The organism is Actinomycetota bacterium, from assembly GCA_036280995.1.
Classification (GTDB): Bacteria; Actinomycetota; CALGFH01; order CALGFH01; family CALGFH01; genus CALGFH01.
The window spans coordinates 1-12,356 of record DASUPQ010000625.1 but is presented as its reverse complement, the minus strand read 5'-3'; the positions used below and the strand labels follow the sequence as shown (position 1 = coordinate 12,356).

Here is a 12,356-nt window from a genome sequence, read left to right as displayed (position 1 = left end):
CCGGGCCGCCGCGGCCAGCCCGACCGCGGCCACCCTGCGCCGGATGCACGCCCTGTCCCGGCTGGAGGCGGCCGAGCGCGGGCGGCTGCTCGAACGCTTCTGGGACCGCGTCACCGAGGGCCTGCCGGGCAGCCCCGCGGTCGACCGCCTGCGCGCGGCGGGCACGCCCGAGCTGCCCGCCGACCCAACTCCCGAGCAGCTGGACGCCTGGCTCGAGCTTGCCGAGCTGGCCGCCGACGAGGACTTCCAGCGCACCACCCGCGAGAACGCCGGCTGGGGGGCGGAGGCGGTTGGCCACGGCGTCGACCCCGTCGCCTGGTCGCGGGCCGTCGCCGGCGGGCTGGCCGCCGCCGCCGAGCTGCGGGCCGCCGGGGTCGAGCCGGCCGACCCGCGGGCCGCGGCGGCGGTGGCGCCGGTGGCCCGGGGCTTCGCCCGGCTGCTGGGGCGCCGCGACGGCCCGGCCTTCCGGCGCTGGCTGGTCACCCAGCTCGACGCCCGCACCGACCCCAGGGCCGAGCGCTACCGGCAGCTGGTCGGCATCGTCCAGGACCGCCCCGGCGAGGAGTTCGCCGCCCGGGTGGCCGACCACGCCTGGGTCATGGCCGCGCTCCGCCACCACCGCGACCGCGCCGGCGCGTCCACGTGACGGTCGGCACCCCGCGGCCGCCGCTCGTCAGCCGCGCCCTGCTGCTGGTGTTCGTGGCCTCGTTCGGGGCCATGACCGGCTTCTACCTGCTGCTGTCGGTGGTCCCGCTGTACGCCGACTCGGTCGGGGCCGGCGGGGTCGGGGCCGGGCTGACCACGGGGGCGCTGATGGCGGCCACGGTGGCCGGCGAGCTGGCCGTCCCCCGCCTCGCGGCCAGGTTCGGGTACCGGGCGGTGTTCGCGGCCGGCCTGGTCCTGCTGGGCGCGCCGGCCCTGGCCCTGCCCGCCTCGACCACCCTGGCCGCGATCCTGGCCGTCAGCGTGGTCCGGGGACTGGGGTTCGCGATCGTGGTGGTGGTCGGCGGGGCGCTGGTGGCGTCGCTGGTCCCGGGAGCGCGCCGCGGGGAGGGGCTGGGGCTGTTCGGGATCGTCGTCGGGGTGCCCGGGGTGGCGGCCCTGCCGCTCGGGGTCTGGCTGGTGGGGGAGGCCGGCTACCCGGCGGTGTTCGCCGCCGGGGCGGCGGCCGCCCTGGCCGGGCTGATCGTCGTCCCCGGACTGCCCGGCCGGGCGGCGCGGCGGGAGGCGCCCGTCGGCGTCCTGGCCGGGATGCGCACGCCGGCCCTTGTCCGGCCGGCGGCCGCCTTCGCGGTGGCGGCCATGGCGGCCGGGGTGGTGGTGACCTTCCTGCCCCTGGCCACCGGCGGGAGCTCGGGCCGGCTGGCCGCGGTGGCGCTGTTCGTCCAGGCGGCCGCGTCCACCGGCAGCCGCTGGTGGGCCGGGCGGTACGGCGACCGGCACGGGCCGGCGGTCCTGCTCGTCCCCGGGGTCGTGGCCACCGCCGCCGGCATCGCGACCCTGGTCGTGGTCGACCGCCCGGCGGCCGTCCTGGCCGGGATGGCCGTGTTCGGGTGCGGGTTCGGGGTCACCCAGATCGCCACCATGACGGTGATGCTGAGCCGGGTGGCGCCGTCCGGGTTCGGGACGGTGAGCGCCATCTGGAACCTCGCCTACGACCTGGGCATCGGGGCCGGCGCCCTCGGCTTCGGGGTGGTCGCGGCCCAGACCGGCTACCCGGCGGCGTTCGCCGTCACGGCCGCGCTGGTGCTGGCCGGGCTCGTCCCCTTGTGGCTGGACCGGCGGCGACCCGCGACGGACAGTTGTATACATTCCTGACGTAGCCAGGTCGCAGTTGGCCTTGGTCCGCTTGTGTTGTATACAACCCCTATGTCGAGCGCGGCCGAGAAGGCGTACGAGGCCATCCGCGACGGGATCGTCGGCGGGGAGCTCCCGGTCGGGGGGCGGCTGCGCGAGGAGGAGCTGGCCGGCAGCATCGGGGTGAGCCGGACGCCGGTGCGGGAGGCGCTGCGGCGGCTCGACGCCGAGGGGCTGGTCGAGTTCTCGCCCCACCGGGGCGCCCAGGTGGCGTCCTGGAGCGACCAGGACCTGGACGAGATCTTCGGGCTGCGGGCGGTGCTGGAGAGCTACGGGGCGTCCCTGGCCGCGACCCGGGTCACCCCCGAGGCCCTGGCCGGGCTGGCCGGGCTGGCCGACGCCATGGAGGCGGCCAGCGGCCGTGGCCAGCTCGACCAGGTGGCCGAGCTCAACAACCGCTTCCACGGGGGCGTGCTGGCCGCCTCGGGCAACCAGCGGCTCGTCGGGCTGCTGTCGGGCGTGGTGGTGGTCTCGCTGGTCCGGCGGACCTTCCACCGCTACTCGCCCGAGGCCCTGGCCCGCAGCCACGCCCACCACCGGGAGCTGCTGGCCGCCCTGGCCGCCGGCGACCCCGAGTGGGCCGCCTCGGTGATGCGCTCCCACGTCCTGGCCGCCCGGGCGGTGCTGCGATGAGCACGGCGGGCGCACCGGAAGCCGCTGGCGGGCACCGGGGTGCGCCAGGCCGCGGTCCGCTGGACGACGTGCGGGTGGTCGAGATGGGCCAGCTCCTGGCCGGGCCGTTCTGCGGCCAGCTGCTGGCCGACTTCGGGGCCGAGGTGATCAAGCTCGAGGACCCGGCCAAGGGCGACCCGATGCGCCAGTGGGGGCGGGAGAAGCCGCACGGCCTGTCGCTGTGGTGGCCGGTGATCGCCCGCAACAAGAAGTCGGTCACCCTGAACCTGCGCCACCCGGAAGGCCAGGCCCTGGCCCGGCGGCTGCTGGAGGAGGCCGACGTCCTGGTCGAGAACTTCCGCCCCGGCACCCTGGAGCGGTGGGGGCTCGGCTACGACGCCCTGGCCCAGCGGAACCCGGGGCTGGTGCTGGTCCGGGTGACCGGGTTCGGCCAGGACGGCCCGTACGCCCCCCGGGCCGGCTACGGCTCCATCGGCGAGGCCATGGGCGGGCTGCGCTATGTCACCGGCGACCCCTCGACCCCGCCGAGCCGCTCGGGCATCTCCATCGGGGACAGCCTGGCCGGGACCTTCGCCGCCCTCGGGACCATGCTGGCCCTGCACGCCCGCGGGCGCAGCGGGCGCGGCCAGGTGGTCGACTCGGCCATCTACGAGGCCGTCCTGGCCATGATGGAGTCGCTGGTCACCGAGTACCAGGTGGCCGGCTACACCCGCGAGCGGACCGGCGCCATCCTGCCCAACGTCGCCCCCTCCAACGTCTACCCGACCGCCGACGGGCAGCTGGTGCTGGTCGCCGCCAACCAGGACACGGTGTTCCGGCGGCTGGCCGGCGTGATGGGCCAGCCCGGACTGGCCGACGACCCCCGCTACGCCAGCCACTCGGCCCGCGGCGAGCACCAGGAGGAGCTGGACGGGCTGATCGCCGGCTGGACGGCCACCCTGGGCGCCGACCGGCTCCTGCACGTCCTGGAGGAGGTGGGCGTGCCGGCGGGGCGGATCTACCGGGCCGCCGACATGCTCGCCGACCCCCACTACCTGGCCCGCCAGGCGATCGTCCGCCTGGTCGACCCGGAGCTGGGGGAGATCGCCATGCAGAACGTGGCCCCGAGGCTGTCGGCCACCCCGGGCCGGGTCGTCTGGCCGGGGCCGGCCCTCGGCCGGCACAACCAGGAGGTGTACCAGGGGCTGCTCGGCCTGCCCGACGAGGAGGTCGAGCGCCTGGCCGACCAGGGAGTGATCTAGGCGCCGGCCGGCGCCGCGATGAGGAGGCAGACCATGCCCTACCGGCTCGGGGTGGACGTGGGCGGCACGTTCACCGACCTGCTGATGATCGACGAGGACAGCGGCGAGACCTGGCGGGCCAAGACCCCGTCGACCCCGGCCGACCCGTCGATCGGGGTGCTGGCCGGCCTGGAGAAGGTCTGCCAGACGGCGTCGGTCGACCCCGGCGCCATCAGCCACCTGATGCACGGGACCACGGTGGCCACCAACGCCATCCTGGAGAGCAAGGGCGCCCGGGTCGGCCTGGTCGTCACCGAGGGCTACCGGCAGGTCCTCCAGGTCGCCCGCTCGTTCGTCCCCGGCGGGCTGGCCGGTTGGATCATCTGGCCCAAGCCGGAGCCGCTGGCCGCCCTCGAGCACACCGTCGAGGTGGCCGAGCGGGTCGGGGCCCGCGGCGAGGTGCTGCGCCCGCTGGACGAGGCCAGCGTCCGGGCCGCCCTGGCCGAGCTGCGCCGCCGCCAGGTCGAGGCCCTGACCGTGTCGCTGGTCAACTCCTTCGCCAACCCGGCCCACGAGCGGCGCATCCTGGAGCTGGCGGCCGAGGAGCTGCCCGGTGTGCCGGTGTCGCTCTCCTCCGACATCCTCCCCGAGATCCGCGAGTACGAGCGCACCCTGACCACCGTGGCCAACTCCTACGTGCGCCCGGTCGTCTCCCGCTACCTGGGCAACCTGGAGCGGGAGCTGGGTGACCGCCAGGTCGGGGCCCGGCTGCACGTGCTCCGCTCCGACGGCGGGCTGATGAGCGTCGAGGCGGCCAAGCAGGCCCCGGTCAACATGCTGATGAGCGGCCCGGCCGGGGGCGTCACCGGCGCCCTGTGGATCGCCGAGAAGGCCGGCTTCGACAACCTGCTCACCTTCGACATGGGCGGGACCTCGACCGACGTCGCCCTGGTCCAGCAGGGCCGCCCCCGGGTGGGGCGCGAGACGGCCGTCGGCGATCTCAACGTCCGCGCCTCCTCGGTCGACGTCCGCACCGTCGGCGCCGGCGGCGGCTCGATCGCGCACGTGCCCGAGCTGACCCGGGCCCTGCGGGTCGGGCCCCAGAGCGCCGGGGCCGAGCCCGGCCCGGCCGCCTACGGCCGCGGCGGCACCGAGCCCACCGTCACCGACGCCAACGTGGTCCTCGGCTACCTGCCGCCGTCGCTGCTGGGCGGCGAGATGAGCCTGGACGCGGCCGCCGCCGAGGCCGCCGTGGCCAAGGTGGCCGAGGCCATGGGCCTGGAGACCCGCCGGGCCGCGGCCGGCATCGTCGACATCGTCAACGAGAACATGTTCGGCGCCCTGCGGCTCGTCTCGGTGCAGCAGGGCTACGACCCGCGCGAGTTCGCCCTGGTCGCCTTCGGCGGGGCCGGGCCGCTGCACGCCAACGCCCTTGGCCGCCTGCTCGGCTCCTGGCCGGTGATCATCCCCCCGTCCCCGGGAGTGCTGTGCGCCTACGGGGACGCCACCACCCGGGTCCGCAACGAGTCGGCCCGGACCTTCATCCGGCGGTTCTCCGAGACCTCCAACGAGGAGGTGGAGCGGCTCCTGGCCGAACTGGCCGCCGAGGCGGCGGCCGCCCTCGACGGCGACGGGGTCGGCCCCGACCAGCAGTCGGTCCTGTACCAGGTGGACGTCCGCTACCACGGCCAGGGGTTCGAGGTCCCGGTCGACGTCGAGCTGGAGCGCTTCCGCGACGGCGGGCTGGAGCACGTCGGCCAGGTGTTCGACGCCGAGCACACCCGGCTGTTCACCTTCGCCCTCGACACCGAGCACGAGCTCGTCAACCTGCGGGCGGTGGTCCAGGGCCGGGCCACCCGAGTCCGGGCCGAGGAGGTCCCGGCCGGCGGCTCCGACCCGTCGGCCGCGGCCACCGGCACCACCACCATCTGGGTCGGCGACGGCGAACGGCAGGCCACCGTCTACGACCGGGCCCGCCTGGAGGCCGGCAACCGCGTCCAGGGGCCGGCGGTGGTCACCGAGATGGACTCGACCACGCTGGTCCTTCCCGACCACGTCGGCGAGGTCGACCGCTACGGCAACCTGCTGCTCCGCCCGGCCTCGAACGAAGGGAGCTAGGCCATGGCCACCGTCATCGAGACCAACCCGCGCCAGTTCGCCCCGGTCGAGGTCGACCCGGTCACCGTCGACATCATCGAGAACGCCCTGCGCAACACCCGCTACGAGATGGACGCGGTGCTGTTCCGCACGGCCATGTCGCCCGGCATCCGCGAGCAGCACGACGAGTTCCCGATCATCGCCGACCGGGCCGGCCGCATGGTCGTCGGCCAGTTCGGCAGCTTCATCGACGGCTTCCTCAAGACCTACCAGGGCGAGATCTCCGAGGGCGACGTCTTCCTCACCTCCGACCCGTACGCCTGCGACGGCGCCATCAGCCACGCCAACGACTGGCTGGTGCTGCTGCCCATCTACCGCGAGGGGGCCCTGGTCGGCTGGGCGGCCATGTTCGGCCACATGACCGACGTCGGCGGCAAGGTCCCGGGCAGCCTGCCCACCGACGCCACCTCGATCTACGAGGAGGGGGTGGTCGTCCCCCCGACCAAGCTGTACCGCAAGGGCGAGCTGGCCACCGAGGCCCTGGAGCTGGTCCTCAACCAGGTCCGCATGAAGACCTGGAACCGCAGCGACCTCAACGCCATCGTGGCCGCCTGCCGCACCGCCGCCCGCCGGGTGCTGGAGCTGTGCGACCGCTTCGGCACCGAGACCTACCTGTCGACCCTGGACGCCCTGCTGGACCGCAACTACCGGGCCATGGCCCAGCTCATCCGGACCGCCGTCCCCACCGAGCGCCTCGAGTTCACCGACTACGTCTGCGACGACGGCCGCGGCTACGGGCCCTACAAGATCCACTGCTCCATGCAGCGGGTCGGGGACAAGGTGGTGCTCGACTTCGACGGCACCGACCCCCAGGCCGAGGGCTCGATCAACTTCTACCTCAACGAGAACATGCTGAAGATGTTCTTCGGCATCTACATGATCATGGTCTTCGATCCCCAGATCCTCTGGAACGACGGCTTCTACCCGCTGGTCGAGGTCAAGATCCCCGAGGGGTCGCTGCTCAAGCCCCGCTACCCGGCGGCGCTGTCGTGCCGCACCCACGCGCTGGGCCGGATCTTCGACGTCATGGGCGGGCTGCTCGGCCAGCGGGCGCCCGAGTTCCTGTGCGCGGCCGGCTTCTCCTCCTCGCCCCACCTGATGTACTCGGGGGTGGACCGCAACGGCGAGTGGTTCCAGCTCTACCAGATCGGCTTCGGCGGCATCCCCGGCCGGCCCTTCGGCGACGGGCCCGACGGCCATTCGCTGTGGCCGTCGTTCACCAACGTCCCCAACGAGTTCCTGGAGAGCTACTTCCCGCTGGTCATCGAGCGCTACCAGACGGTGGCCGACTCCGGCGGGCCGGGGTTCTTCCGCGGCGGCAACGGCATCGACATCACCTACCGGTTCCTGGAGCCGGGCGAGGTGTCGATCCATGACGACCGCTGGTTCACCTACCCGTTCGGGGTCAACGGCGGCCTCCCCGGGGCCCGCAGCCGCAAGCTGCTGCGCCGCGTCGACGGCACCGAGGAGGTCCTGCCCTCCAAGTGCGACCACGTCAAGGTCGGCGTCGGCGACATGCTCCAGTACGTCACCTGGGGCGGGGGCGGCTGGGGCGACCCCCTGGACCGCGACCCGGCCCTGGTCGCCCTGGAGGTCGACCGCGGCCTGGTCACCCGGGAGGGGGCGCGGCGCTACGGGGTCGTCCTGACCTCCGACGGCGAGGTCGACGAGGAGGCCACCAAGGCGGCCCGGGACGAGCTGCGGGCCGAGCGGGGCGCCACCAAGATGTTCGACTTCGGCCCCGACCTGGACCGGCTGCGGGCCGCCTGCCAGGCCGAGACCGGCCTGCCGGCCCCGCAGCCGCCCGTGTTCCGGTGAGCCTCGAGGACTACCGGCGGGCCGGGTTCGGGGGCCGCCTGGAGCCGGGGGAGCGGCCGGCCCTGCTGGTGGTCGACTTCGTCCAGGCCTACCTGGACCGGTCCTCGCCGCTGTACGCGGGGGTGGAGGCGGCGCTGGCCGCCGCCGCCCGGCTGCTGGCGGCGGCCCGGGCCGGCGGGGTGCCGGTGGCGTTCACCAAGGTCCAGTACGCGCCGGGCGGCGCCGACGGCGGGCTGTTCTACCGCAAGGTCCCCGCCCTCGAGGTGTTCCAGGCCGGGTCGCCGCTGGGGGAGCTGCCCGGCGCCCTGGCCCCGCGGCCCGGGGAGCTGGTGGTCACCAAGCAGTACGCCAGCGCCTTCTTCGGCACCTCCCTGGCCGCCAGCCTCACCGCCCTGCGGGTCGACACCTGCGTCATCTGCGGCCTCACGACCAGCGGCTGCGTCCGGGCGTCGGCGGTCGACGCCCTCCAGCACGGGTTCGTGCCCCTGGTCGTGGGCGAGGCCGTCGGCGACCGCGACCCCCGCCCGCACGAGGCCAACCTGTTCGACCTGGCGGCCAAGTACGCAGAGGTCGTCGAGGTGGCATGGGCGTGCGATTACCTCCAGATCGGACGGTCCTCCTGAGCGGCGCTGTCGGCTATGCTCCTTTGTGCTGGGATGCCCACCGTCGGGAACGGAAAGGCGGTCGCCTATGTATCCGGCCAGCTTCGAGTACGTCGTCCCGTCGACGTTGGAGGAAGCGGTCGATGCCCTCGGCCGGTACGAGGACGACGCCAAGGTCCTGGCGGGTGGGATGAGCCTGATCCCGCTGATGAAGCTGCGGTTCGCCGCCCCGCGGGCGCTGGTCGACATCAACCGCCTGCCCGGCCTGGACACCCTGGCCGCCGAGGACGGCGGCCTGCGCATCGGCGCCCTGGTCCGCCACAAGGCCTGCGAGAAGTCGGAGCTGCTGGGCGGCCGCTGGGGGACGCTGGGGGCGGCGGCCCCGCTGATCTCGGACCCGATCATCCGCAACCTGGGCACCGTCTGCGGCTCCCTGGCCCACGCCGACCCCCAGGGCGACTGGGGATCGGCCCTGCTGGCCATGCGGGCCGAGGTGGTCGCCAAGGGGCCGGACGGCACCCGCACCATCGGCCTGGACGAGCTGTTCGAGGGGCCGTTCGAGACCACCCTGGCCCCGACCGAGATCATCACCGAGGTCCGGGTGCCCGACCCGGGCCCGGACGCCGGCGGGACCTACCTCAAGCTGGAGCGCAAGGTCGGCGACTTCGCCACCGTCGGGGTCGCCGTCCACCTGTCCATGGACGACGGCAGGGTCGGCCGGGCCGGGATCGCCCTGACCGCCGTCGGCCCGACGAATCTACGAGCCGACGCGGCCGAGGAGGCCCTGGCCGGGTCGGAGCTGACCGACGAGGCGATCGCCGAGGCGGGCCGGCTGGCCGCCGAGGCCGCCCAGCCGTACAGCGACACCCGGGGCAGCGCCGACTACAAGCGGACCGTGGTCCGGGTGTTCACCGAGCGCGGCCTGCGGACCGTCCGGGAGGGGGCCAGATGACCACCTGTCCGAACTGCGGGGCCGAGCTCCCCCAGGAGGAGGGCCAGCACGCCCTGTCGCCCTCTGCCGGGACGATCGAGTGCCCGACCTGCGGGGCCACGGTGACCCTGGAGGGGCCGCCGGGGGCCGAGGGCGGCCCGCCCCGGGAGGGGCCGGCCGACGGCGAGGCGGTGAGCACCGAGGCGTCGCTGGAGGCGACCGAGCGGCACGACTACTTCAGCGGCGAGGAGACCGTGGCCGGCGTGATGGACGAGCTCGAGCAGAAGCCGGGCGGACCAGACGGGGGTGAGCGGTGAAGGTCACCGTGGTCGTCAACGGGCAGGAGCGGTCGGCCGAGGTCGAGCCGAGGCTGCTGCTGGTGCACTTCCTGCGGGAGAGGCTCCGCCTCACCGGTACCCACGTCGGCTGCGACACCACCAGCTGCGGCGCCTGCACGGTGCTGCTGGACGGCACCCCGGTGAAGTCGTGCACGATGTTCGCCGTCCAGGCCGAGGGCCGCGAGGTGACCACCGTCGAGGGCCTGGCCGCCGGCGGGGCCCTCCATCCCATCCAGGAGGGGTTCAAGGAGGAGCACGGGCTCCAGTGCGGCTTCTGCACCCCGGGCATGCTGCTCGCCTCCAAGGCCCTGCTGGACGAGAACCCCGACCCCAGCGAGGAGGAGATCCGCTGGGCCCTGTCCGGCAACCTCTGCCGCTGCACGGGCTACCAGAACATCGTCAACGCGGTGCAGTGGACGGCGAGGAAGCTCCAGTCCGACAGCGCCGCGACCGGCGCCAGCTAGGAGGCCGACATGACCCAGGATCACACGGCCGAGCACTGGCTGGGCAAGAGCGTCAAGCGCAAGGAGGACGACCGCTTCCTCCAGGGCAAGGGCAACTACGTCGACGACATCAACCTGCCCGGCATGCTGCACATGTCGATCCTGCGCAGCCCGGTGGCCCACGCCCGCATCAACTCGATCGACACCTCGGCCGCCGAGGCCGTCGACGGCGTGGTCGCGGTGGTCACCGGCGAGCTGCTGGCCCAGCACAACCTGGCCTGGATGCCGACCCTGTCCGGCGACACCCAGGCCGTGCTGGCCACCGACAAGGTGCGCATGCAGGGCCAGGAGGTCGCCTGCGTGATCGCCGAGGACCCCTACATCGCCCACGACGCCCTGGAGCTGATCGAGGTCGACTACGACCCGCTGCCGGTGGTGGTCACCCCCCAACAGAGCCTCGAGCCCGGCGCCCCGGTGATCCGGGACGACAAGGAAGACAAGCACGACAACCGCATCTACCACTGGGAGGCGGGCGACAAGGAGGCCACCGACGAGGCCTTCGCCAAGGCCGACCGGGTGGTCTCCTACGAGACCTTCTACCCGCGCTGCCACCCGGCCCCGATGGAGACCTGCGGCTGCGTGGCCGACGTCAACCCGGTCACCGGCAAGGCCACCATCTACATGACCTCCCAGGCCCCGCACGCCCACCGGACGGTGTTCGCGCTGGTCGCCGGCCTGCCCGAGCACCAGATCCAGATCGTCTCACCCGATATCGGCGGCGGCTTCGGCAACAAGGTCCCCATCTACCCCGGCTACGTGGTCGCCACCGCGGCCTCGCTGCTGCTGGGCCGGCCGGTCAAGTGGATCGAGGACCGCACCGGCAACCTGATCTCCACCGGCTTCGCCCGCGACTTCTACATGAAGGGCGAGCTCGCCGTGGACAACGACGGCAAGATGCTCGGCCTGCGGGTCAACATGCTGTCCGACCAGGGCTACGCCTACGCCGACGCCCAGCCGAGCAAGCTCAAGGCGGGCCTGTTCCACATCGTCACTGGCTCCTACGACATCCCCGCGGCCCACGTGGTCACCGACGGCGCCTACACCAACAAGGCCCCCGGCGGGGTCGCCTACCGCTGCTCGTTCCGGGTCACCGAGGCGTCGTTCTTCATCGAGCGCCTCGTCCAGACGGCCGCCTACGAGCTCGGGATCGACCCGGTCGAGCTGCGCCGGAAGAACTTCATCCAGCCCGAGCAGTTCCCCTACACCTCGGCCACCGGCTTCGTCTACGACTCCGGCAACTACGAGGCGGCGCTGGACAAGGCCCTGGAGATGCTCGGCTACGAGGACCTCAAGGCCGAGCAGGCCCGGGCCCGCGACGAGGGCAAGCTGATCGGGATCGGGCTGGCCACCTTCACCGAGGTGGTCGGGGCCGGGCCGAGCAAGGACTACGACATCCTCGGCCTCAAGATGTTCGACTCGGCCGAGCTGCGGGTCCACCCGACCGGCAAGGCGATCCTCAAGATCGGCGTCCAGACCCAGGGCCAGGGCCACGAGACGACCTTCGCCCAGATCGTGGCCAACGAGCTCGGCATCCCGCCCTCCGACATCCTGGTGCAGCACGGCGACACCGACAACACCCCCTACGGGCTGGGGACCTACGCCTCCCGCAGCACCCCGACGGCCGGGGCGGCCACGGCCGTGGTCTCGCGCAAGCTGCGCGAGAAGGCCAAGCAGCTGGCCGCCCACCTGCTGGAGGTCGCCCCCGAGGACCTGGAGTGGGTCGGCGACCGGTTCCAGGTCCGGGGCGCCCCCGACCGGCAGACCACCATCCAGGAGGCCGCCTTCGCCGCCTACACCAACCACCCGCAGGGGATGGAGGCGGGCCTGGAGGGCGTCACCTACTACGACCCGCCCAACATGACGTATCCGTTCGGGGCCTACGCGGTCGCGGTCGAGGTCGACCGGGGCACCGGCCAGTGGAAGGTCAGGCGGATGGTGGCGGTCGACGACTGCGGGGTCCGGATCAACCCGATGATCGTCGAGGGCCAGATCATGGGCGGGCTCACCGAGGGGTTCGCCATGGCCGCCATGGAGCTGATCACCTTCGACGAGCTGGGCAACTGCATCGGGTCGAACTTCTCCGACTACCTGATCCCGACCTCCTGGGAGACGCCCAAGTTCGAGCTGGGCGAGACCGTGACCCCCTCGCCCCACCATCCGATCGGGGCCAAGGGGGTGGGGGAGTCGGCCACCGTCGGGTCCCCGGCGGCGTTCGTCAACGCGGTCGTGGACGCCCTGGCCCACGCCGGCGTGCGCGAGCTGGAGATGCCCATCGGTCCCGACAAGGTCTGGAAGGC

General features: G+C 73.5%; 11 protein-coding genes. All 11 read left to right on the top strand.

Features of this window, described 5'->3' with window-relative positions; all coding sequences use genetic code 11:
• Positions 1-646 (top strand): hypothetical protein (locus tag VF468_21280; GenBank protein HEX5880825.1); only part of this gene is annotated, 646 nt, incomplete at its 5' end.
• Complete coding sequence (locus tag VF468_21275; protein ID HEX5880824.1) at positions 643-1,818, top strand: MFS transporter; 1,176 nt, start codon at positions 643-645, stop codon at positions 1,816-1,818. The genes VF468_21280 and VF468_21275, both read left to right, overlap by 4 nt.
• A gap of 51 nt (positions 1,819-1,869) precedes the next feature.
• On the top strand, positions 1,870-2,490 hold the full coding sequence (locus VF468_21270) for a GntR family transcriptional regulator (GenBank protein HEX5880823.1): 621 nt from the start codon (positions 1,870-1,872) through the stop codon (positions 2,488-2,490).
• The gene (locus VF468_21265; protein HEX5880822.1) at positions 2,487-3,731 is read left to right on the top strand and encodes a CaiB/BaiF CoA-transferase family protein; all 1,245 of its coding nucleotides are present in this window, start codon (positions 2,487-2,489) and stop codon (positions 3,729-3,731) included. The genes VF468_21270 and VF468_21265 overlap by 4 nt, the downstream gene beginning before the upstream one ends.
• A 33-nt stretch (positions 3,732-3,764) precedes the next feature.
• Positions 3,765-5,828, top strand: a complete 2,064-nt coding sequence (locus VF468_21260) for a hydantoinase/oxoprolinase family protein (protein HEX5880821.1) — start codon at positions 3,765-3,767, stop codon at positions 5,826-5,828.
• Between the two features lie 3 nt (positions 5,829-5,831).
• Positions 5,832-7,685, top strand: a complete 1,854-nt coding sequence (locus VF468_21255; protein ID HEX5880820.1) for a hydantoinase B/oxoprolinase family protein — start codon at positions 5,832-5,834, stop codon at positions 7,683-7,685.
• The gene (locus VF468_21250; GenBank protein ID HEX5880819.1) at positions 7,682-8,308 is read left to right on the top strand and encodes an isochorismatase family protein; all 627 of its coding nucleotides are present in this window, start codon (positions 7,682-7,684) and stop codon (positions 8,306-8,308) included. Before VF468_21255 ends, VF468_21250 begins: the two co-directional genes overlap by 4 nt.
• A 67-nt stretch (positions 8,309-8,375) precedes the next feature.
• The gene (locus VF468_21245) at positions 8,376-9,239 is read left to right on the top strand and encodes a xanthine dehydrogenase family protein subunit M (GenBank protein HEX5880818.1); all 864 of its coding nucleotides are present in this window, start codon (positions 8,376-8,378) and stop codon (positions 9,237-9,239) included.
• A complete protein-coding gene (locus tag VF468_21240) occupies positions 9,236-9,535 on the top strand; it encodes a hypothetical protein (protein ID HEX5880817.1) in 300 nt (99 codons plus the stop codon). The genes VF468_21245 and VF468_21240 overlap by 4 nt, the downstream gene beginning before the upstream one ends.
• Positions 9,532-10,020 (top strand): (2Fe-2S)-binding protein, encoded by a 489-nt coding sequence (locus VF468_21235; GenBank protein ID HEX5880816.1) that lies wholly within the window; start codon positions 9,532-9,534, stop codon positions 10,018-10,020. Before VF468_21240 ends, VF468_21235 begins: the two co-directional genes overlap by 4 nt.
• A gap of 9 nt (positions 10,021-10,029) precedes the next feature.
• The coding region (locus VF468_21230) for an aerobic carbon-monoxide dehydrogenase large subunit (GenBank protein HEX5880815.1) at positions 10,030-12,356 on the top strand (2,327 nt) is incomplete at its 3' end.

Coding starts and splice junctions, on each gene's coding strand:
- VF468_21240 (HEX5880817.1), top strand. CDS start 9,236: ATGACCACCTGTCCGAACTGCGGGGCCGAGCTCCCCCAGGAGGAGGGC.
- VF468_21260 (HEX5880821.1), top strand. CDS start 3,765: ATGCCCTACCGGCTCGGGGTGGACGTGGGCGGCACGTTCACCGACCTG.
- VF468_21255 (HEX5880820.1), top strand. CDS start 5,832: ATGGCCACCGTCATCGAGACCAACCCGCGCCAGTTCGCCCCGGTCGAG.
- VF468_21265 (HEX5880822.1), top strand. CDS start 2,487: ATGAGCACGGCGGGCGCACCGGAAGCCGCTGGCGGGCACCGGGGTGCG.
- VF468_21245 (HEX5880818.1), top strand. CDS start 8,376: ATGTATCCGGCCAGCTTCGAGTACGTCGTCCCGTCGACGTTGGAGGAA.
- VF468_21270 (HEX5880823.1), top strand. CDS start 1,870: ATGTCGAGCGCGGCCGAGAAGGCGTACGAGGCCATCCGCGACGGGATC.